This is a genomic window from Variovorax sp. 679 (genome assembly GCF_003952185.1).
Classification (GTDB): Bacteria; Pseudomonadota; Gammaproteobacteria; order Burkholderiales; family Burkholderiaceae_C; genus Variovorax.
The window spans coordinates 442,259-461,171 of record NZ_RXFS01000001.1; the positions used below are offsets into that span (position 1 = coordinate 442,259).

At 67.0% G+C, this 18,913-nt stretch carries 21 protein-coding genes and 1 pseudogene; 7 read left to right on the forward strand and 15 right to left on the reverse strand.

The genetic code is table 11. The features are described 5' to 3' along the window. Window positions 1-24: 24 nt before the first annotated feature. From EJO71_RS02015 to EJO71_RS02025, 4 genes and pseudogenes are all read right to left on the reverse strand, one after another. A complete protein-coding gene (locus EJO71_RS02015; RefSeq protein ID WP_125947042.1) occupies window positions 25-222 on the reverse strand; it encodes a hypothetical protein in 198 nt (65 codons plus the stop codon). 85 nt (window positions 223-307) lie between these two features. After that, window positions 308-961: a trypsin-like peptidase domain-containing protein gene (locus tag EJO71_RS34690; protein ID WP_240651276.1), complete on the reverse strand. Its 654-nt coding sequence runs from the start codon at window positions 959-961 to the stop codon at window positions 308-310. Between the two features lie 27 nt (window positions 962-988). Continuing rightward, window positions 989-1,336, reverse strand: a pseudogene (locus EJO71_RS34695) (peptidoglycan DD-metalloendopeptidase family protein); the annotation flags it as partial. Between the two features lie 318 nt (window positions 1,337-1,654). Continuing rightward, the gene (locus EJO71_RS02025; RefSeq protein ID WP_125947041.1) at window positions 1,655-1,879 is read right to left on the reverse strand and encodes an oxidoreductase-like domain-containing protein; all 225 of its coding nucleotides are present in this window, start codon (window positions 1,877-1,879) and stop codon (window positions 1,655-1,657) included. A 75-nt stretch (window positions 1,880-1,954) separates the two neighbouring features. On the opposite strand from EJO71_RS02025, the gene EJO71_RS02030 reads away from it, so the two are divergent. Then, window positions 1,955-3,124: an acyltransferase gene (locus tag EJO71_RS02030; protein ID WP_125947040.1), complete on the forward strand. Its 1,170-nt coding sequence runs from the start codon at window positions 1,955-1,957 to the stop codon at window positions 3,122-3,124. On the opposite strand, the gene EJO71_RS02035 is transcribed toward EJO71_RS02030, so the two are convergent. Together EJO71_RS02035 and EJO71_RS02040 are read right to left on the reverse strand one after the other, a co-directional pair. Then, window positions 3,060-4,412, reverse strand: a complete 1,353-nt coding sequence (locus tag EJO71_RS02035) for a HAMP domain-containing sensor histidine kinase (RefSeq protein WP_125947039.1) — start codon at window positions 4,410-4,412, stop codon at window positions 3,060-3,062. The genes EJO71_RS02030 and EJO71_RS02035 overlap by 65 nt on opposite strands. Window positions 4,413-4,416: 4 nt before the next feature. Then, a complete protein-coding gene (locus tag EJO71_RS02040; RefSeq protein WP_125947038.1) occupies window positions 4,417-5,100 on the reverse strand; it encodes a response regulator transcription factor in 684 nt (227 codons plus the stop codon). A gap of 110 nt (window positions 5,101-5,210) precedes the next feature. On the opposite strand from EJO71_RS02040, the gene EJO71_RS02045 reads away from it, so the two are divergent. Then, the gene (locus tag EJO71_RS02045) at window positions 5,211-5,900 is read left to right on the forward strand and encodes a phosphatase PAP2 family protein (RefSeq protein ID WP_240651249.1); all 690 of its coding nucleotides are present in this window, start codon (window positions 5,211-5,213) and stop codon (window positions 5,898-5,900) included. Between the two features lie 18 nt (window positions 5,901-5,918). On the opposite strand, the gene EJO71_RS02050 is transcribed toward EJO71_RS02045, so the two are convergent. Both EJO71_RS02050 and EJO71_RS02055 read right to left on the reverse strand, forming a co-directional pair. Continuing rightward, the gene (locus EJO71_RS02050) at window positions 5,919-6,986 is read right to left on the reverse strand and encodes a GntG family PLP-dependent aldolase (RefSeq protein WP_240651248.1); all 1,068 of its coding nucleotides are present in this window, start codon (window positions 6,984-6,986) and stop codon (window positions 5,919-5,921) included. A 17-nt stretch (window positions 6,987-7,003) separates the two neighbouring features. After that, window positions 7,004-7,996 carry a tripartite tricarboxylate transporter substrate binding protein gene (locus EJO71_RS02055; RefSeq protein WP_125947036.1) on the reverse strand — a complete coding sequence of 331 codons (993 nt, stop codon included), beginning with the start codon at window positions 7,994-7,996 and terminating at the stop codon, window positions 7,004-7,006. A gap of 110 nt (window positions 7,997-8,106) precedes the next feature. Here EJO71_RS02055 and EJO71_RS02060 point away from each other — a divergent pair, with 110 nt between their 5' ends. Further along, window positions 8,107-8,991: a LysR family transcriptional regulator gene (locus tag EJO71_RS02060; RefSeq protein ID WP_125947035.1), complete on the forward strand. Its 885-nt coding sequence runs from the start codon at window positions 8,107-8,109 to the stop codon at window positions 8,989-8,991. Window positions 8,992-9,001: 10 nt separating this feature from the next. Here the strand turns inward: EJO71_RS02060 and lpxO are convergent, their stop codons facing one another. From lpxO to EJO71_RS02075, 3 genes are all read right to left on the reverse strand, one after another. Then, the gene (gene lpxO, locus EJO71_RS02065) at window positions 9,002-9,898 is read right to left on the reverse strand and encodes a lipid A hydroxylase LpxO (protein ID WP_125947034.1); all 897 of its coding nucleotides are present in this window, start codon (window positions 9,896-9,898) and stop codon (window positions 9,002-9,004) included. A gap of 93 nt (window positions 9,899-9,991) precedes the next feature. Beyond that, on the reverse strand, window positions 9,992-11,419 hold the full coding sequence (locus EJO71_RS02070; protein ID WP_125947033.1) for an ATP-binding protein: 1,428 nt from the start codon (window positions 11,417-11,419) through the stop codon (window positions 9,992-9,994). Next, window positions 11,416-12,099 carry a response regulator gene (locus EJO71_RS02075; protein WP_093197474.1) on the reverse strand — a complete coding sequence of 228 codons (684 nt, stop codon included), beginning with the start codon at window positions 12,097-12,099 and terminating at the stop codon, window positions 11,416-11,418. The genes EJO71_RS02070 and EJO71_RS02075 overlap by 4 nt, the downstream gene beginning before the upstream one ends. Window positions 12,100-12,347: 248 nt before the next feature. Between EJO71_RS02075 and EJO71_RS02080 the strand changes: the two genes are divergently transcribed. Beyond that, complete coding sequence (locus EJO71_RS02080) at window positions 12,348-13,496, forward strand: alpha/beta fold hydrolase (protein ID WP_125947032.1); 1,149 nt, start codon at window positions 12,348-12,350, stop codon at window positions 13,494-13,496. A 10-nt stretch (window positions 13,497-13,506) separates the two neighbouring features. Here the strand turns inward: EJO71_RS02080 and EJO71_RS02085 are convergent, their stop codons facing one another. After that, on the reverse strand, window positions 13,507-14,400 hold the full coding sequence (locus EJO71_RS02085; protein ID WP_125947031.1) for an NAD(P)-binding domain-containing protein: 894 nt from the start codon (window positions 14,398-14,400) through the stop codon (window positions 13,507-13,509). 125 nt (window positions 14,401-14,525) lie between these two features. Between EJO71_RS02085 and EJO71_RS02090 the strand changes: the two genes are divergently transcribed. Beyond that, complete coding sequence (locus EJO71_RS02090) at window positions 14,526-14,879, forward strand: helix-turn-helix domain-containing protein (RefSeq protein WP_093198433.1); 354 nt, start codon at window positions 14,526-14,528, stop codon at window positions 14,877-14,879. Further along, a complete protein-coding gene (locus EJO71_RS02095; protein WP_125947030.1) occupies window positions 14,876-16,063 on the forward strand; it encodes a serine hydrolase domain-containing protein in 1,188 nt (395 codons plus the stop codon). The genes EJO71_RS02090 and EJO71_RS02095 overlap by 4 nt, the downstream gene beginning before the upstream one ends. A 22-nt stretch (window positions 16,064-16,085) precedes the next feature. On the opposite strand, the gene EJO71_RS02100 is transcribed toward EJO71_RS02095, so the two are convergent. The 3 genes from EJO71_RS02100 to EJO71_RS02110 are packed head-to-tail and all read right to left on the reverse strand — an operon-like array spanning window position 16,086 to window position 17,483. Then, window positions 16,086-16,487, reverse strand: coding sequence for an OsmC family protein (locus tag EJO71_RS02100; RefSeq protein ID WP_125947029.1), 402 nt, complete (start codon window positions 16,485-16,487; stop codon window positions 16,086-16,088). Continuing rightward, complete coding sequence (locus tag EJO71_RS02105; protein ID WP_125947028.1) at window positions 16,484-17,011, reverse strand: GNAT family N-acetyltransferase; 528 nt, start codon at window positions 17,009-17,011, stop codon at window positions 16,484-16,486. Before EJO71_RS02105 ends, EJO71_RS02100 begins: the two co-directional genes overlap by 4 nt. Window positions 17,012-17,015: 4 nt before the next feature. Next, the gene (locus EJO71_RS02110) at window positions 17,016-17,483 is read right to left on the reverse strand and encodes a winged helix-turn-helix transcriptional regulator (protein WP_093197485.1); all 468 of its coding nucleotides are present in this window, start codon (window positions 17,481-17,483) and stop codon (window positions 17,016-17,018) included. 128 nt (window positions 17,484-17,611) lie between these two features. On the opposite strand from EJO71_RS02110, the gene EJO71_RS02115 reads away from it, so the two are divergent. Beyond that, window positions 17,612-18,913, forward strand: a complete 1,302-nt coding sequence (locus EJO71_RS02115) for a D-amino acid dehydrogenase (protein WP_125947027.1) — start codon at window positions 17,612-17,614, stop codon at window positions 18,911-18,913.

An 18,913-nucleotide genomic window follows, 5' to 3' on the forward strand; every position in this document is an offset into this window, starting at 1 on the left:
TCGGAGCCGCCGCAAACAGGGCGCCTACCAGAACCGGGAAATGAAGTTGATGGTCTTCCCGAAGGCGCTTCCTGAAAGCAGCAGACTCATGGCAACGCACACCCACCCGACAAACCCGATCAGGAAACCGATCGGCTCGCCCCAGCGCTGCATCAGATAGCCGACTACGGCCACCAATGCACCAAAGGCGAGGAAGAACAAGCGCTCTTTCCAACCAGCCATCTGCGCCCTCTTTCTGTGTGCGGAGCCAATATGCAGTCACGGCGTTCGACTGCGGAAAGATCGTTCCGCGCGTGCAAAAGGCCACTCAATATCCGCCGCACTCCACGACGACGGTGAACCTCTTGCCTATGTCTGCCACATCCGCGGTTCCGAGGTTCCTGGTCGACGGTACGGCGCTGTAGCCCACGTCATTGGCTTCGAGGAAGCCACGCAAGGTCGAGGGGGCCACCGCGAAATTCACGTTCTGAGCAATGTCGCCGGTGATGGCAGCAGCCCTCAGAACGTTCAGCTTGCTTGCCACCACCCCAACGACGTTGCCGCTGGAATCGAGCACCGGGCCGCCACTATTGCCCGGTTGCACCGGCGCCGAAATTTGAATGACCGCCGTGTTGTTCGCCAAACCCGCAAGTGCCGTTGCATTGCCTGCCGTAACCTGTGGGCCGGCAGCGAGCAATCCGCGCAACGGGAACCCGACAACCGTTACCGGATCGCCCTGGCGCAGTCTGGTCTGGCTCAAGGTCGCTACGGGCGCCATGACCGCATCCACTTCGAGCAAGGCCAGATCGTTCTTCGCATCCAACGCCTTGACGCGCGCCGGGCCGCGGTCTGTTACGTCGATCTTCTTGCACCCTTCCACGACATGGGCATTGGTGACGACCTGCCTGGCAGCAATGACAAAACCCGATCCTGTGGCCTTCCCCTTCGGGCCAGCCACGCCGTCTGCCCGCACAGCCGGCATGGACTCGGGCCGCCCTTTCGCGATCTGCAGATATGGCTCGGGATCTACAGCCACGCCCGCACGCCTGACCTCGAAATGCAGCTTCGGCACGTCGGAATCGGTGTTGCCCATTTCGGCGATTCGCTGCCCCGAGTACACGGTTTCATGTTCACGAACAAGCAATCGGCTGTTGTGTGCATAAGCGGTCAGGAAGAGGTCATCATGCTTGATGATGACCATGTTGCCGTAGCCCCGCAGGCCCGAGCCGGCATAGACGACCCGCCCTGCTGCTGCAGCAACGACCGGGTCGCCGATATTGCCGGCGATATCGATCCCCTTGTTTGCACGACCATCGAACCTCGCGATGGTTCTGCCCTGGGCCGGCCATACGTACGAGCCAAACTGTCCTGAATTTGCGGAAGGCACGCTTTTCCGCGGTGGCGCGACACAGGCGGCCAAGCATAGGCAAAGCGCAGGCAAAGCGATCTTGGCGACCAGAGCGAACTGAAATGCCCTCATCCGTATCCCTCATTCCTCTAGTGGGTCACGACGTGGCCCGTTCTTTTTTGCTGTTTGCGGCGACCTTGCCGAAGGCGGGCACCTCGCCCTTCTCGACGCGCTACGAGAACTGCAAGCACCATCGCCGACTGTAGCGGTTTCGCCCCGCGCATTCAAAGCCGATACGACGGGCGAACGCGTACTCCGGCCCTTCGTTCAGCCCAGCAGCAGCGAAGCCTCGTCGCGCCAGTAGGCCACCGCCGCAAGCCAGCCCTCCCACACGCAGCCGTTGCAGCCGCGCCCGCAACAGGTGGTGGGCTCTGGCGGTGGCGCGCGCATGGCGTGTCCTTCTGCGTCGAGCTGTGCGCGGACGCGGGCGATCAGCACCTGTGCGGTGGCGAGATCGGTCGGAGGGAAAAGGTCCTGGTCAGCAAGAGGCATGGCGGCAGGCTGCGATTGTCGGTGCTTCAGGAGCCCTTCAGCCGTCGCGCGGCTGGCAGCAACAGAATCGCGGCGATGGCTTCCTCCGCCCCGCTTCCCCGCCTGGCACACGTCGACATGCTTCGCGGGCTGCTCGCAGTGTTCGTGGTGCTGCTGCACGCCAACCTGCGCATTCCATTCGGGCCGCCGGAGCTGGCCCAATGGCTGGGGCCGCGTGCCACGGGCATCCTGTTTCGCAGCGGCTACTACGCGGTGATCGCCTTCTTCGTGGTCTCGGGCTACCTGATCACGAGCGCGTCGATACGGCGCTGGGGCGACCTGTCGCTGGTACGGCCCGCGGCCTTCTATCGTTTTCGCGCGGCGCGCATCCTGCCGCCCCTGTTGCTGCTGCTGGCAGTGCTGGCCGCATTGCACCTGGCGGGCAGCGCATGGTTCGCGCTCGACACGTCCAAGGTCTCGCTGTGGCGTGCCCTGCTGGCAGCGCTGGGGCTGCATCTCAACTGGCTTGAAGCGCAGGTCGGTTACCTGCCGGGGCCGTGGGGCGTGCTGTGGTCGCTGTCGGTGGAAGAAGCCTTCTACCTGTGCTTTCCGCTGCTGTGCGTGTTGTGCGGCAGCGAGCGGCGGCTGGCCCTGCTGCTGGTCGTGCCCATCGTGCTCGGCCCGCTGGCGCGCAGCGTGTTCAGCGACAACGAGCTGTGGCAGGACCACTCCTACCTGTCGGGCATGGACGGCATCGCCTTCGGCTGCCTCGCCGCCCTGCTCGCGCACCGCGTGCCGCGCGTGCCGGTGCTGATGCAGCGGGCCGTGCTGCTGGCCGGTCTCGTGCTGGGCGCGGCCGTCTTCTGCTTTCGCAAGGAGGTGTACCAGCTGGGTCTCACACGCTTCGGCCTGCAGGTGACGCTGCTGGAACTGGGCATCGCGCTGCTGCTCGTCGCCGCGCACTGGCGGCCGTGGACCTGGTGCGCCGGATCAATGGCCGCGCCGCTGCGCTGGTTCGGCCGCAACAGCTACGAGGTCTACCTGAGCCACATGTTCATCGTGATTCCTGCGGCGTGGCTGTTCCAGCGGCTCGGCGCATCGCCCTCGTGGATTCCGCTGTGGTTCGCCGCGGTCGTCGCGGCCTCTGGCCTGCTGGGGCAGCTTTTCGCGCGGTGGTTCTCCGAGCCCTGCAACCGCGCGCTCAGAGGTCGAGGTTCAGCTCCAGCCGCATCTTCGCTCCGCCCGATTCGCTGGACCCGATCGTGAGCTGGCCGCCGTGCAGGCGCGCGACCTCGGCCACGAGGTGCAGGCCGAGCCCCGCGCCACGCCCACGCGGCACCAGCCGGTGGAAAGGCGCCACCACGCGCTCGCGGTCAGCCTCCGGAATGCCGGGGCCCGAATCGAGCACCTCGAATCCCGAAGGCTCCCACAGCCGCACCTGGATGTCGCAGCCCTGCCCGCCATGCTCGATGGCGTTCTGGATCAGGTTGCTCAACGCGCGCTCCAGCGAGGGCGCGTCGCCGCGCACCCACAGCGGCTTCGGTGCTTCGACCGACAGCGTGCAGCGGTTCATGATGGCCAGCGGCGCGATGTCGCCCGCCACGCGTTCGCACAGCGCCTTCAGGTCGACCTGCTGCTGGTCGTGCGCGGCGATGCGGTCCAGCCGCTGCAGGTCGAGCAGCTGCTCGGCCAGCGTGGCGAGCCGCGCCGAAGCCTGCATGAGCTTCACCTTGAGCGGGCCGTCCTCCAGTCCTTCGAGATGGATCTGCAGCGTGGTGATCGGCGTGCGCAGCTCGTGCGCGGCGTCGGCCAGGAAGCGCTCCTGCCGGTCGTAGCCTTCGTTGAGCCGATCGAAGGCGCGGTTCACCGCGTTGACCAGCGGTCGGATCTCGCTCGCCACGTTGGCCAGCGGCAGGCGCGTGGTGCGTTCGTGCACGTCGATGCTCTCCGCGTGCTCGGCCGTGGCCACCACGCCCTTCAGGCCGCGCTTCACGACGAACGGCGTGGCCAGGATCACGCCGAGGCAGGTCACCAGCGCCATCGGCGCCACCAGGAACAGGAAGGCGATGCCGGTGCCCTTGAGCGTGTTCTTCACCGTCAGCGGACCGCCGGTCTGCGTCATCACGGCCACCGGTCCTGCGCGGGTTTCCACACGCTCGAAGCGGGCCTTGGGGCGGGTGTTGTCGCTCTCGGTGTTGATGGCCATGCGCTCCATGCCGTCGAGCGACTCGAAGAGCGCGGCATAGATGGGCGGCACCTCGCCGTTGCGGACCTCGCCGCCATGGCTGTCGCGTGCGATGAACCAGAACGGCGGATCGGCCTCGCGCAGGCGCTGCACTTCGGACGTGGGCTCGACCACCAGCTTCCCGTCGGGGCCGCGCGCCAGGGCGCGCTGGATCACCGCGATGGTTTCCTGCCCCGTCTCGTCGACCACGCGGCCCAGCATCCACGCGAGGCCGAGGAAGCCGCCCATCACGAGCGTGCCGACCACCACCTGCAACAGGATCAGGCTCCAGATCAGCCGCCAGCGCAGCGAGAGAAGGCCTTGCCTCATCTCGTCATGCACCCGGACGCGCCGCGCAGATCAGGTAGCCCACGCCGCGAATGGCATGGATCTCGACTCGCGCGCCGGCCTTGTCGAGCTTGGAGCGCAGCCGCGAGACGTGCGTGTCCAACGCGTTCGACTGGATGTCGTCCTCATGGCCGTACACGCGCTCCTGCATCGCCTCGCGCAGCACGGTACGGCCGCGGTGTTCGAGCAGCGCCTCGAGCACCAGCAGCTCGCGCCGCGGCAGCGTGATGCTGTGTTCGCCCACGTGGGCTTGCCGTGTGTGATGGTCGAAGCGCAGTTGCCCGAGCGTCATGACGAGGTTGGCGCGCACCGCGGGGCGGCGCGCCAGCGCGCGCACGCGCGCCATCAGCTCGTCCATCGAGAAGGGCTTGGCCAGGTAATCGTCGGCGCCGCCGTCGAGGCTCAGCACGCGCTCGGCCACGTCGGTCATGGCCGTGAGCACCAGCACTGCGGCGGGTATGTCGTTCTGGCGCAGGAAGGCCACCAGCGAAAGGCCGTCACCATCCGGCAGGCCGCGGTCGAGCACGATCACGTCGTGCTGCGCCGAGAGCGCCGCATCCTCCGCCTCGCGCAGCGAGCCCGCCACGTCGACCACCGCCTGGTTCTGCCGCAACGCGGAGGCCAAGGCTTGCGCCAGGTCGACTTCGTCTTCGACGAGCAGGATTCTCATGGGAGTGGGAGTACGGAGAAAAGAGAGGCCAAAGGCCGGTCATTCTAGGAGAGGCCTTCTTGCGGGAGGCGCAATGTTCACGCAATGCAGTTGCATAAGCTGGGGCGCCAATGACCACCCGCCCGGCGACTTCTTCCACCACCTCCTCCATTCCCTGGTACCTGGCGTTGGGCCGGCGGTTCGCCACGCTCTGGGTGATGAAGATGATCGGCACCACCGTCGGCATCTCGGGCTTCTTCGTGCTGTACTTCTGGGTGATGCACAACCCGCCGTCGGAGCCGACGGTCATGCCGCTCACGCCGATCGACCACTGGGTGGGCGTGAGCGACGACGCGATGCTGCTCTACGGCTCGCTGTGGTTCTACATCTCGCTCGCGCCGGCCTTCGCGAAGGACAAGGCTGAGCTCTGGGCCTGCGCGCGCGACGCCGCCATCATGGCGGGTGTGGGCCTCGCGGTGTTCTGGCTCTTTCCGACGACGGTGCCGGTGTTCCCGGTCGACTGGTCGCAGTATCCGGCGCTGCAGTTCCTCAAGGCCACCGACGTGGGCGGCAATGCGTTTCCGTCGCTGCACGTCGCATTCGCTGTGCTCACGGCCGTGCTGCTGGAGCGTCAGCTGCGCAGCGTGGAGGCGCCGCTGTGGGTGCGTGCGCTGAACCTGCTGTGGGCCCTCGGCATCGTCTACTCGACGCTGGCGACGCGCCAGCACGTTCTGCTCGACGTGCTCGGTGGCTCGCTGCTCGCCGCCGCCGTGAGCCGGGCCGGCAGCACGCGCAGCCGGCTGGTGTTGACGCAAGCCTGAACGCCGGCTGCGGCTCGGTCAGCCTGCCGGCGTGCCATCGCCCCGCCCGGCCACGACGCGGAATGCATCCAGCGCCACGTCGATTTCGCGCTCGCCGGTGTGGCGATGGGTGACGCAGCGCAGCCTGTTCCTGCCCCAGGTCCGCACCAGTACGCCCAGTTTCCGCAGTTCGGCTTCCCACCGCGCCGCATCGAACCCGGTGGCGCTCACGTCGACCTGCACGATGTTGGTCTGTGGCTCGTTGACGGAAAGCCCCGGGAGCCGGCCGATTCCATGAGCGAGACGGCGCGCGCATGCGTGATCGTCCGCAAGCCGGCCCACCATGGTGGTGATGGCGACCAGCCCCGCTGCCGCTGCGATCCCGACCTGCCGCTGGCTGCCCCCCAGCAGCTTCCTGTGCCATCTCGCACGCTGGATGGTGCTCGCGGGCCCCGCGAGCACGGCCCCCATGGGCGCGCTCAGTCCCTTGGAGAGGCACAGCGAAACGGTATCTGCAAAGGCCGTGATCTCCGCGGCAGGCACGCCCAGTGCCACCGCCGCGTTCATCATTCGCGCGCCGTCCAGATGGACCGTGGCGCCGGCGCCCTTGGCCGCCTCGAACACCACCTGCATATGAGCGAGTGGCAACACCGCCCCACCTGCGTTGTTGTGCGAGGTTTCCAGGCAGACGAGTCCGGTGCGCAGCTTGTTCCGGCCCGGCTCGAGTGCCTGCGCGAGCAGGCCCAGGTCCATGGCACCGTCGACGCCGGCAATGGGCTGATAGAACGCCCCGGTCAGCGCGCCCGCGCCTCGCTCGGTCACGTAGATGTGCGATGCCGCTTCGGCGAGGACGACTTCCTGCCGGCCGGCCTGGGCGAGGATGGCCAGCAGGTTGGCCATGGTCGCGCTGGGGGCGTACATCGCGGCTTCCTTGCCCAGCAGCCGGGCGGCTTCCGCCTCCAGTTCGAGCGCCGTCGGGTCGCCGTCGAGCCCGTCGTCACCGAGGGACGCGGATGCGATGCGGTCGTACATCTGCGGCGTGGGGCGCGTCACGGTGTCGCTGCGCAGGTCCACGGTGCCGCGATCTTCGGCCTCGGGAGTGGCCATGGCTGAGGTCTGCTGCGTCATTCGGCCGTCGCGCCGGACGCTTTCACGACCTCCGCCCATTTCTTTCTCTCGCTGTTCAGGAAAGTGTTGAACGCCTCCGGCGTTCCGGTGCGCACATAGACGCCGCGTGCAGCCAGATTGGCCCGCACCTCGGCCGAATCGAGCACCTTGTTGATCTCCGCATTCATGGTTCGCACGATGTTGTCGGGCGTCTTCGCGGGCACCACGACGCCGTAGAGGGTGTAGTACTCGAAGCCCTTGAAGCCGCTCTCGATGAAGGTGGGAACCTCGGGCAGCGAGGCATCGCGCGTGCCCGAGGTCACGGCCAGCGCGCGCAGCTTGCGGTCCTTGATCAGCGGCAGCGCCGAAACCAGGGAAGAGATGTAGAAGTCGACCTGCCCGCCCAGCAGGTCCGTCATGGCAGGGCCGCCGCCCTTGTAGGGAATGTGCAGCACATTGGCCCCGGCCATCACGCGCAGGCTCTCGGCCACAAGGTGCCCGACGGTTCCGTTGCCGGAGGATGCATAGGCGAGCTGCTTCTTCTTCGCGGTCGCCAGCAGCGATGCGAGGCTGTCGATGGGGCTGGCGGCGTTCACCACGAGCACCGACACGCCCGTGCCGACCAGCGCGACCGGTGCGAGGTCTTTCACCGGATCGAAGCTGAGCTTCTTGTAGAGGAACTGGTTGACGGTCAGGTTGCTGGTTTCGCCGAGCACGGCCGTGTAGCCGTCGGGCGGCGACTTCGCCCCGAATTCCAGGCCGATGTTGTTGCCCGCGCCGGGCTTGGTGTCGACCACCACCTGCCATCCGGCCTGCTCGGCCAGCTTGGCCGCGAGCAGGCGCGAGACCGCGTCGGTGCCCCCGCCCGGAGGACTCGGCGAGATCAGGTGGATGGGGCGCTCTGGAACCCACGCGGCGGCGGCATGCGCCTGCCATGCGGCGAATGCGAGCCCCAGGGTGCACACCAGGCTCCTGGCGCGCGCGAGACGATGACGTCTGGTCTGATTCATGTATCGGGTGCTTCCGGTCTGGCTGGCTGTTGGAATGGACCGGAGTGATCGTAGGCACGCCCTAGAATGAGTAAAGCGAGATATACAAACACCAACTGTGAGGATTTCTCATGAATCTCACCATGCTGGTCACGCTGCGCACCATTCTCGAGCAGGGCAGTTTCACCGCCGCCGCGGGTGTCGTCGGCTGCAGCCCGAGCGCGGTCAGCCTGCAGGTCAAGCAGCTGGAGCAGTACTTCGGAAGACCGCTGTTCGACCGCTCCACGCGGGTGGTGGTGCCAACGGACTTCGCCCGCGACGTGGTGAGCGCGGTGGGCGATTTCTCCCACAGGCTGCAGATGCTGCGCTCGCGCCCTGTCGTCGAGGTGGCGGGCCGGATCAGGGTGGGCGTCATCACCAGCATGCAGAGCGATGTGCTGCCGCAGGCGCTGCATGCGCTGCGGCAGAAGCACCCGTCGCTGGACGTGGTGGTCCCGCCCCTGAACGACAGCGACGAGATGATCTCGGAACTGAAGGCAGCGCGCCTCGACGTGGCCTTGCTGGTGCGCCCCGAATCGGGCGGCTCGCGCCGGCTGGTATGGCAGGAGTTGCACCGCCAGCCCTATGTGCTGCTGGCGCCGCCGAACGCCCCGGGGAAGACGGTCAGGCAATTGCTGGAAACCTGCGACTGGATCGGCTACGACCTGTCTCTTTCGGGGGGACGTGTCGCCGCGCGGTATGTACGCAGCCTGAAGCCCGATGCGCGCTGCGTGATGGAGCTTCGGTCGATGGACGCCATCGTCGCGATGGTCGCCCAAGGCCTGGGGGTCTCGGTGGTGCCGCAGCCCAGGCGCCCGCTGGTCGATGCCTATGCGGTCCGCGAGGTGGGCCTGGGAAGCCGCGCCCCGTTTCGCAAGCTCTCGCTGGTCTGGCGCAACTCGGACGAGGGCAGCCGCAATGTCGAAGCGGTCGCGCAGGCTTTCGCGACCGCGTTCGGCCTTCAGCGAAGGCCGTGAAAGAAACGGCTTACCAGAAGATCCAGAGCGCCAGGCCGCCGAAGATGGCCCACTTCACGAGGTAGTACACCCGCTTGTCCCACGCCTTCAGGCGCTTGCCGACCACGCGGATCTGGTAGATGTACTTGAAGGCGCGGTTGATGCCGCCGGTCTTGTCGCCCGCATCGTTGGGCGAGCTGGCCGCGGCCAGCAGGTTCTTCGCGAACCAGCGGTTCACGGCGCTGGCCCAGCGGTACTTCAGCGGGCGCTCGATGTCGCAGAACAGGATCACGCGGTCGTGGTCGGTCGTGTTCTCGGCGTAGTGGATGAAGGTCTCGTCGAACACCACGGCCTCGCCGTCGCGCCAGTGGTAGCGCTGGCCGTCCACGTCGATGTAGCAGCCCTCGACGCCCGGCGTCCACAGCCCCAGGTGATAGCGCAGCGAGCCGGCGAAGGGATCACGGTGGCGCACGAGGCGGCTGCCCGGGGGCAGCTCGGCGAACATGGCGGCCTTGATGGTGCCGATGCCCTTGAGCAGTTCGGTGGTTCGCGGGCACAGCACGGCGGCCGAGGGATGCGCGTCGTCGTACCACTTCAGGTAGAAACGCTTCCAGCCGCTCTTGAAGAAGGAGTTGAAGCCCACGTCGTTGAACTGGCTCGACGCCTTGATGCCGCCGCCGTTGCGCATGGCCAGGGCCTCTTCGCGGATCACTTCCCAGTTTTCCTCGAGCACGCGCATCTCGGGAAACTGCGACGGCGACAGGTAGGGCGTACCCGGCACCTTCGAGAAAAGGTACATGAAGACGTTCAGCGGGGCGAGGAAGGTCGAGTGATCAGAGAGCTGTCTGAAGAAGCGATGCCGCACCTGGCCGCGGAAATGAACGTAGAGCGCGCTGAGCGCGAAGATGGCAAGAATGACCCACTTCATTTGGAAAGTGTCCTGTAAACAGCGCCGGGTAGTGTAATTCCTCGCCCCAAAATGGACCTGAACGCGCCCTTTGGCCGTGCGCCGGGGGAGGTTTCAGCTGCACAGCATGGGTTGGGGCGCATCGGCCATGGCCAGCGGCAGCCGCACCGTGGCCAGCAGGCCGCCGCTCGCGGTCTCGCCGAGCTTCACCTCGCCGCCGTGCCGGTCGACCACCGACTTGACGATGGCCAGCCCCAGCCCGCTGCCGCTCTGGCTCTGGTCGGGGTTGCGGAAGAAGCGGTCGAACACCCGCTCGCGCAGCGCCGGCGGAATGCCGGGGCCCTGGTCGGCCACCGTCAGCAGGGCCTGCGAGCCATCGCGCGCCACGTTCACCACCACGGTGCCGCCGGGCGGGCTGTACTTGATGGCGTTGTTGATGAGGTTGTCGATCATCGAGACCAGGCTTTCGCGCTCGCCAAGCACCGGCACGCGGTCTTCGCACTCCAGTTCCAGCTCGACGCCGCGGGCGCTGGCCAGGCCTTCGATCATGGCCAGCCGGTCCTGGACCAGCGCGTCGAACGACAGCATCACGGGCAGCGCGCTGTCCGAAACCGCGTCGCTGCGCATCAGCTGCAGCAGTTGTCCCACCAGCCGCGCCGCGCGGTCGTTGCTGCGCAGCAGGTTGCCCATGAGCTCGCGCTGGTGCTCGTCGGTGCTCTGCTCCTTCAGCGCCTCCACGTTCACGCGCATGGCGGCCAGCGGCGTCCGTAGCTCGTGCGCGGCGTCGGCGATCAGGCTGCGCTCGCGCGAGGTGCTGTCGCGCACCCGCTGCAGCAGGCTGTTGATGCTCTGCACCAGCGGCTGCAGCTCCTTGTGCGGCGGCGTGTACGAGAGCGGCGTGAGGTCGGCCGGCCCTCGTTCGGCGGTTTCCTGGCTCACGCGGCGCCATGGCCGCAGCGCGAGGCGCACCGAAAGCCACGCGGGAAAGATCAGGAATGGCAGGCTGATGACCAGCGGCAGCAGGTAGTAGCCGCGGTACATCACGGTGACCGTCAGCCGCCAGACACTGGGCTCGGCCAGCATCACGCGGATGTCGGTATCGGGCGAAGCCAGCGTGCGGGCGCGCCACTCGCGGTTGCCCGCTTTCACGGTCTCGATGCGGTTCGGCACGGTGTTGAGGATGACGGGCACGGCCGCCGTCGAGCGATAGATGAGCCTGTCGCCCTGCCACACCTGCAGGACGGGCGAAGTGTCCGAGGCGGCGTCGCCGTCGCCCACGGTCTCGAGCAGCGCGGCATCGAAGGCGGCAATGGTTTCCTGCTGCTTGTCGGGCCGGTCGGCGGTGTTCTTCGCGATCGCCATCACCGTCTGGAAGATCTTGTCGAACTTCAGCAGCTCGGGGTCTTCGTACGAGTCGTACAGCAGCAGGGCGATGGCCATGGTCCACAGCAAGGCGACCACGCCCATCTGCGCAAGCAGCAGGCGCCGCATCAGGGAAGGTTGTTTCCAGTTCTTCCAGCGCTGCGCCAGCGCCTGCATCATTTCTGCGTGCTCCGCGCCAGCGATTGCACGTCGATCACGTAGCCGATGCCGCGCACCGTGCGGATGTAGCCCTGGCCGATCTTCTTGCGCAGGTTGGAGATGTGCACCTCGAGCGAATTGCTGCCGTTGGCCTGTCCGCCGGGCAGCACCTGCTCTTCCATCACGCGGCGCGTGACCACGCGGCCGGTGCGCTTGAGCAGCAGCGCCAGCAGGTCGAACTCGCAGCGCGACAGCTCCACCGGTTCGCCGTCGACGATCACGCCTCGCGTGGGCTCGTGCAGCGCAAGACCGCGCATGCGGATGGTCTCGTCGTTGAAGCCGTAGCTGCGACGTGCAAGCGCACGAACGCGCGACAGCAACTCGGCCAGCGCGAAGGGCTTGACCAGGTAGTCGTCGGCGCCGTCGTCCAGGCTTCTCAACCGGTCGTTGAGCGCATCGCGCGCGCTGAGCACCAGCACAGGCAATATCTGGCGGTCGCGGCGCAAGCGGAACAGCAGGTCCAGGCCGTCGCCGTCGGGCAGGCCGAGGTCGAGCAGCACCATGTCGAAGGTGCCGCCGTCGAGGGTGCGCAAGGCGTCGTCGAGTCTGCGGACCCACACCACATCCATGCCTTGATTGGCCAGCGCGATGCGCACGCCATTGCCGAGGTCAAGGTCGTCCTCAACAAGCAAGAGATTCATGAGCCTCCACGTGAACGGACCACTCCGTTTCCGGAATGTGGGCGGAAGTATCTGCCAAGCGGCTGCGCGGTACTTCAGGAAATCTTCATGAATGCCGAAGCGGACCTTCAGGTGTGGCCCGGACACTGCAGCCATCCCTCATACCCACACGGAACCGGAGTACTGAAATGAATCGTTCACCCCCCCTTCCTGTCCCTCGCGACCATCTGCGCCGCATCCGTCCCCGGCGGCGAGACATTCTTCATGCCATGGCACTGGGCAGCGTTGCCGGGCTCGCAGCCTGCGGTGGCGGCGGCAACGGCGGTGCTGTCATCGGGCCCGGTGTCGGCACCGGCATCGGTCCTGCCGCGCCCCCCGCTGCCGGACCGAGTGCTACCCCGGATACCACCCCGGTTGCCGGCGGCGAAGGCCCTCGGGACGGCAGTGGCGAGGGCAAGATCTCCGTCATCGACCGCCGGATCAAGGTGTCGAGCTCGCCCGAAGTCTCGCTGCAGGTGCGCGACTGGCAGCCGCCTCGCAGCACCGGACCGGTCTTCGTATTCCTGCCCGGGCTCGGCGCCAACGCACGCAGCTTCGACGGCCTTGCAGCCGCGCTGGCGGCCAAGTCGCGCGTGATCGCGATCAGCCGCCGCGGCTATGGCCTCTCGGACAAGCCGCTGCCCGTGAAGACCGCCACGCAGTACTACGAGGTGGACACGCTCGTGGCCGACTTGAAGGTCGTGCTCGACGCACTGGGTGTGCGGCGCGCGGTGCTGGGCGGCCACTCGATCGCGGGCAACGAACTCACGCGCTTCGCAGCCCTTTATCCCGAGCGCACGCAGGGCCTGATCTACCTCGACACGACCTTCGACTACACGGCGAACCCTGACATTGGCGAGGAAGACGTCCCGGCGAACCCACTACTGCTCAAAGAACCCGAACCGAAGCCGGAGGACGGCCGCTCGCTGCAGGCCGCCATCGCCTTCTTCCGCCGCAACTCGAAGAATTGGGGGCCCACACATGAGGCGAACCTGCGCGACAGCCTCGACATCCATGCCGACGGAAGCGTGAGTCTCAACACACCCAGCGAAGTGAATGACGCCATGGAAACAGCCTCTCGATCGTTCTCGCCCGACTACAAGGCCGTGCGCGCGCCTTCACTGGTCATGACCGCCCTGCCCGCAAACCACCGCGACATGTTCCCTTGGCTGGAACTGCCGCTCGATGCCAAGACGCAGAAGGACGCCGCGGACTACCTGCGCATCATCCGGAGCGTCCGCATTGCGGATTCGAACCGGCTCGTGGCAGCGCTCACGACCACGAACCGGCTGACCCTGGACAACACCAGCCACGGCGATTTCTTCATGGAGCGCGAGGCCGAGGTGCTGCGCGCCATCCAGTTCATGACATGGGCCTGAGCTATGCCGATTACCCCTTGGCGCGCAGCAGCTTGATCAGCGCCGCGAGTTCCTCGCCGCCGAGCCCCGCGTCGTCTGCGCGCTGGAAGAGCCCTGCCGCGAAAGCCGGAAATTCAGCGTTGATGCCCGAGGCCTGCGCCGCCTGCAGGATGCGCCGCGTCGCCTCGACCGAAATGCGCATCGGGCTCTGCGAGATGGCGAAGTCGCCCGACTGGATGACGGAGCCCTCGTGCTGAAGAAAGCCGGCGAAGGTCGGCATGATGCCCGCGACGATGCGGCCGTACTCGGCCACGTCGAAGCCTTCGTGCTCGGCGATGCGCGCACCGTGCAGGAAGCCGAGCATCGTGCCGTAGATGGTGGAGAGCGTTGCAAGGTCCATGGCCGCAGCCGCGCTCGCCGCTTCACCAAGGTAGACGATGCCGCCGGCCAATGCCCTCAGCCACGGTTCGGCTTCGTCGAACACCGGCTTCGCGCCGGAGACCAGCAACGGCGTGTCGGGCTGGCCCATCTGGTCGGGCGCGGCCTGGATCGCGCCTTCGAGGTATGCGGCGCCCTGCGCGTGCGCCCACGCCTGCGCATCGCGCGCGTCCTGAGGGCTGCCGGTGGTGAGCTGCACCAGCAGGCGGCCGTCCATGGCGGCGGCGACGCCGTCGAGCGCGAAGATGGCGTCGGCGGCACGGTAGTCGTAGACGCACATCACGACGACCTTCGCGGCGCGCACTGCTTCGCTCGCGCTGCGCGCCAGCACCGCGCCCTTCGCGACCAGCGCATCGGCCTTGCCTGCCGTGCGGTTCCACACCGTGACCTTGTAGCCCTGGTCGAGATAGAGCCGTGCGATGGCTTCGCCCATTGCTCCCAGGCCCAGAACGGAAACTTGCTTGATGTCGTTGCTCTTGCTGCTCATGACGATTCGCTTGCGGGTTGTGAAGATGAGCGAATCGTAGAAATTGAGCATCCCAATGGTCAAGTACCTACAATTAAGTTAGGTACTTACCAAAATGTATGTATTACCTATTCGAGGGGATCCGTGTGAAATCGAAAAAACCTTACAACTGCGGCATCGGCCCGGCATTCGACGTGATCGGCGGCAAGTGGAAAGCGGTCATCCTGTGGGAACTGCATGTGCAGCCGCTGCGCTTCGGCGAGCTGAAGCGGGCACTGCCCGACATCAGCGAAAAAATGCTGATCCAGCAGCTGCGCGAAATGGAAACCGACGGAATCGTCCATCGCGAGGTGTTCCACGAAGTGCCGCCGCGCGTTGAGTACTCCGAAACGAAGCTGGGTGCCACGCTCAATGCGGCGCTCGCGCCACTGGCCGACTGGGGAGACCGCTATGCCAAGCGCGTGGAGGCTGCGCGCACGCGGGCCGAGGCAGCGAAGTGACGAGACAGGCGAAGTCCGCCACCGCGCTGCTCGCGCTGTGCGCGGCCTTGCATGCCTCGCCGGGCATGACGCAGACCTCATGCACGCCCTCTCCCGCCTGGGCAGGTCCACAGATGCGCAACGCACCCGACACGGTCTGGCAGAAGGACTTCAAGCGTCCCATCGACGGCCAGCTCCCCACCGGACTGCAGACAGCCCTCGGCGACGCGCTCGACAAGATGCTGCAGCACGTTCCCGCCGCCAGCGTGGCCGTCGCCATTCCCGGCGAAGGCATCTGGACCGCGACGCGCGGCCTGGCGCGCAAGGAACCGCCGCAGCCGGTCATGCCCGACCAGCAGTTCCAGGTCGCGAGCACCGCCAAGACGCTGACGGCGGCGGTCGTGCTGCAGCTCGTGGAGGAAGGCAGGCTCAAGCTTGGCAACACCATCGACAAGTGGTTTCCCGACGCGCCGAACGCAAAGCTCACCACCATCGAGCAACTGCTGCGCCACACCAGCGGACTCGTGAGCTTCAACGCGCTGCCGTCGCTGGGAACAGCCTACCGCACGCCCGCCGACGTCGTCGCGCTCGGCACGTCGCAGAAGCCGCAGTTCTGTCCTGGCACGAACTGGAGCTACAGCAACACCGGCTACGCGATGCTCGGCATGATCGTCGAGAAGATCGACGGGGCGCCGTTCGCGGAGGTTCTCTCGAAGCGGCTCGTCAAGCCGCTGGCGCTCACGCACACGGCCATGCGCAAGCCGGGTGTCGAACTGCCCGTCGTCACGGGCCATGCGGCCGGCCGGCCGGTCGACGCACCCGACCAGTACGCCACGCCCTACGCAGCGGGCGCGCTGGCATCGACTGCGGGCGACCTGGCCGTGTTCTGGCACGCGCTGCTCGGGGGCAAGGTGCTGCCGGGCGAATCGGCGCATCGCATGTTCACCGGCATGCCCGCCATGCTCGGCCCCTATGCGGGCAGCAACTCCTTCTACGGCATGGGCGTGCAGCTCTACGACGTGCCCGACGGGCCCGGACTGATGCTCGGCCACAGCGGCGGCATCGAGGGCTTCACGAGCATCGTGGCCTACATACCGGCGGACGACGTCTACATCGCCGTCGCGTTCAACGAAAAGAATGTGCCGGCCGAAGCCGGCCTGTGGGCGCTGCTGCGCGCGGTGCGCACCTACCGCGTGCTGCACTGACCGGCGAGGCCGGCAAGCCGGATCACTCGGCCCAGCCGGTCTCGATCTCGGTCTTCACCTCGGTCATGAGCTTGTGCACCGGGCACTTGCCGGCCACGCGCAGCAGCTCGTCGCGCTGCGCCTCGGTCAGCTCGCCGCTCAGGCGCAGGCCCGACTTGAGTCGGTAGACACCCTTTCGCTCCTCGCTGTCGTCGCGATCGACCACGACCTCGATGTCTTCCACCGGAATGCCCTTGCGGCGCGCGTAGATCAGAACCGTGAGCGCCTTGCACGCCGCGAGCGAGGCGTCGTACAGGTCGTGCGGCTCGGGGCCGGCATCGCTGCCGCCGCCGGCGGGCGAGGCGTCGACCGGGATCTCGTGGTTGCGGATCTTCAGGATGTGGCGCGTACCGGTGGTGCCGTCGCGGCGGATCGAGATGCTCATGCGGTTTTGCTCCGAGAAGGGGTTGCGATTCGGGGAGAAAGCGTCTTCACGTACAGGATGGTGGTGAAGCCGCTGTGCCATTCGAGATCAGGGTAGCGGTCGGCTTCGCGGTAGCCGAGCGCGAGGTAGAAGCCCTGGCTCTGCGTGTTGAAGGTGTCGGTTTCGAGCCGCGCGAGTTCCACGCCGTCGGCGCGCATGCCGTCTTCCGCGAAGGCCATCAGGGCCCGGGCGATGCCCTTGCGCTGGTGCGCTGCCGGCACGTGCAGCGCGTGCACGAAGTCGCGCTCCCAATGCACCATGCCGACCACCTCGCCGTCGATCTCGGCCACGAAGAAGGCCGGGCCCATCTCGTCGATGTAGCCCGCGGGCTCGCCGCTCTCCTTGTAGGCCTGGGCGGCCTCGGGCGTGAGCTCCGGCAGCCAGGTGCCGGCGAAGGTGTCGTCGAGGATGGCCTTCACCGCGTCGAAGTCGTCGACGCGCCAGGGCCGGATGGTGATGTCGGGAACGTCGTTGTTCGTGCTCATCGGTTCAGCGGTCCACGGCCAGCATCAGCGTTTCCTTGATTTCTTCCATCACCACGTAGCTGTGCGACTCGGCCGCCACCGGCAGCTTCTTGAGGATGTCGCCCAGCAGGTGCCGGTACTCGCTCATGCCGCTCAGGCGTGCCTTCACGAGGTAGTCGAAGCTGCCCGACACCAGGTGGCATTCGAGCACCTCGGGCATGTGCAGCAGCTCCTTGCGCACCTTGTCGAACACGTCGCCCGACTTGGCCGAGAGCTTGATCTCGACGAACACCAGCAGCGTCTTGTCCAGCGCCTCGGGCGACACGTGGGCGTGGTAGCCGGTGATGACGCCGTCGCGTTCCATGCGCTTCACGCGCTCGGCGCACGGCGATGCCGACAGGCCGATGTGCTCGGCCAGCTCGGTCATGGACATGCGGCCCTGGCGCTGCAGGACGTCGAGGATCTTGCGGTCTATCCGGTCGAGTTCGGGCATTTCACTTCGGAGGCGGCCTTGGACGATAGGCGGCAGTGTATTCCACTGCCGAATCGCTGAAATCAGTGGAATCCACTGCATTGAGGACTTTAGATTCCATTCATTCCATTTGAATCGGCGAATACACCATGAAAGTCATCGTTCTCGGCGGCGGCGTGATCGGCACCACCACGGCCTACTACCTCGCGCGCTCCGGCGCCGAGGTCACCCTGCTCGACCGGCAGGACGGCCCCGCCGAGGAAACCAGCTTCGGCAACGCCGGCCAGGTGTCGCCCGGCTACTCCACGCCGTGGGCAGCGCCGGGCATTCCGCTCAAGGCAATCAAGTGGATGTTCAAGAAGCATGCGCCTCTGTCCATTCGCCCCGACGGCACGCTGTTCCAGCTGCGCTGGATGGCCGCCATGCTGCGCAACTGCTCGCCCGAGGCCTACGCGGTGAACAAGGAACGCATGATGCGCGTGGCCGAGTACAGCCGCGGCTGCCTGCAGCAACTGCGCGCCGACACCGGCCTGCAGTACGAGCAGCGCACCGGCGGCACCCTGCAACTGTTCCGCACGCAGGCCCAGCTCGACGCCGTGGAACGCGACATCGCCGTGCTCGAGGAATGCGGCGTGCCCTACGAACTGCTCGACCGCGACGGCCTCGCCCGCATCGAGCCCGCACTGGCCGGCGCGCGCGACCGGCTCACCGGCGGCCTGCGCCTGCCCAACGACGAGACCGGCGACTGCCACCTGTTCACCCGCGGCCTCGCCGAGATCGCACGCGGAATGGGCGTGGACTTCCGCTTCGGCCAGACCATCGCCGCCCTCGAAACCGACGGCGGCCGCATCACCGGCGTGCGCACCACCGCCGGCAAGATCCTCACGGCCGACCGCTACGTGATGGCCTTCGGCAGCTACTCGCGCGCCGCCATCGCCTCGCTGGGGCTGGACATCCCGGTGTACCCGGTCAAGGGCTATTCGCTGACCGTGCCGCTGCTCGACGAATCGCTGGCGCCGCAGTCGACCGTGCTCGACGAAACCTACAAGGTGGCAGTCACGCGCTTCGACAACCGCATCCGCGTGGGCGGCATGGCCGAGCTGGGCGGCTTCGACCTGCGCCTGAACCCGGCCCGCCGCGCCACGCTCGAGAAGGTCGTGACCGACCTGTTCCCCGGCGGCGACGTCCCGCGCGCCACCTTCTGGACCGGCCTGCGCCCGATGACGCCCGACAGCACGCCCATCGTCGGCGGCACGCGCTACGCCAACCTGTTCCTCAATACGGGCCACGGCACGCTGGGCTGGACCATGGCCTGCGGCTCGGGCAAGCTCATCTCCGACATGGTGATGGGCCAGCGCCCGGAGATCCGCACGGACGGCCTGGCGATGGACCGCTACGAAACGGGCTCGTCGCGCGCAACGCGCCCGAACCCGACGACCGCGCCGGCTTGA

Excerpts from the sequence above, each read along its gene's own strand:
- EJO71_RS02075 (WP_093197474.1), bottom strand. The coding sequence starts at position 12,099 with ATGAATCTCTTGCTTGTTGAGGACGACCTTGACCTCGGCAATGGCGTG.
- EJO71_RS02055 (WP_125947036.1), bottom strand. The coding sequence starts at position 7,996 with ATGAATCAGACCAGACGTCATCGTCTCGCGCGCGCCAGGAGCCTGGTG.
- EJO71_RS02110 (WP_093197485.1), bottom strand. The coding sequence starts at position 17,483 with ATGCCCGAACTCGACCGGATAGACCGCAAGATCCTCGACGTCCTGCAG.
- EJO71_RS02085 (WP_125947031.1), bottom strand. The coding sequence starts at position 14,400 with ATGAGCAGCAAGAGCAACGACATCAAGCAAGTTTCCGTTCTGGGCCTG.
- EJO71_RS02050 (WP_240651248.1), bottom strand. The coding sequence starts at position 6,986 with ATGGCCACTCCCGAGGCCGAAGATCGCGGCACCGTGGACCTGCGCAGC.
- EJO71_RS34690 (WP_240651276.1), bottom strand. The coding sequence starts at position 961 with ATGCCGGCTGTGCGGGCAGACGGCGTGGCTGGCCCGAAGGGGAAGGCC.
- lpxO (WP_125947034.1), bottom strand. The coding sequence starts at position 9,898 with ATGAAGTGGGTCATTCTTGCCATCTTCGCGCTCAGCGCGCTCTACGTT.
- EJO71_RS02045 (WP_240651249.1), top strand. The coding sequence starts at position 5,211 with ATGACCACCCGCCCGGCGACTTCTTCCACCACCTCCTCCATTCCCTGG.
- EJO71_RS02100 (WP_125947029.1), bottom strand. The coding sequence starts at position 16,487 with ATGAGCATCTCGATCCGCCGCGACGGCACCACCGGTACGCGCCACATC.
- EJO71_RS02115 (WP_125947027.1), top strand. The coding sequence starts at position 17,612 with ATGAAAGTCATCGTTCTCGGCGGCGGCGTGATCGGCACCACCACGGCC.
- EJO71_RS02040 (WP_125947038.1), bottom strand. The coding sequence starts at position 5,100 with ATGAGAATCCTGCTCGTCGAAGACGAAGTCGACCTGGCGCAAGCCTTG.
- EJO71_RS02035 (WP_125947039.1), bottom strand. The coding sequence starts at position 4,412 with ATGAGGCAAGGCCTTCTCTCGCTGCGCTGGCGGCTGATCTGGAGCCTG.
- EJO71_RS02025 (WP_125947041.1), bottom strand. The coding sequence starts at position 1,879 with ATGCCTCTTGCTGACCAGGACCTTTTCCCTCCGACCGATCTCGCCACC.
- EJO71_RS02080 (WP_125947032.1), top strand. The coding sequence starts at position 12,348 with ATGGCACTGGGCAGCGTTGCCGGGCTCGCAGCCTGCGGTGGCGGCGGC.
- EJO71_RS02030 (WP_125947040.1), top strand. The coding sequence starts at position 1,955 with ATGGCTTCCTCCGCCCCGCTTCCCCGCCTGGCACACGTCGACATGCTT.
- EJO71_RS02070 (WP_125947033.1), bottom strand. The coding sequence starts at position 11,419 with ATGATGCAGGCGCTGGCGCAGCGCTGGAAGAACTGGAAACAACCTTCC.
- EJO71_RS02060 (WP_125947035.1), top strand. The coding sequence starts at position 8,107 with ATGAATCTCACCATGCTGGTCACGCTGCGCACCATTCTCGAGCAGGGC.
- EJO71_RS02015 (WP_125947042.1), bottom strand. The coding sequence starts at position 222 with ATGGCTGGTTGGAAAGAGCGCTTGTTCTTCCTCGCCTTTGGTGCATTG.
- EJO71_RS02105 (WP_125947028.1), bottom strand. The coding sequence starts at position 17,011 with ATGAGCACGAACAACGACGTTCCCGACATCACCATCCGGCCCTGGCGC.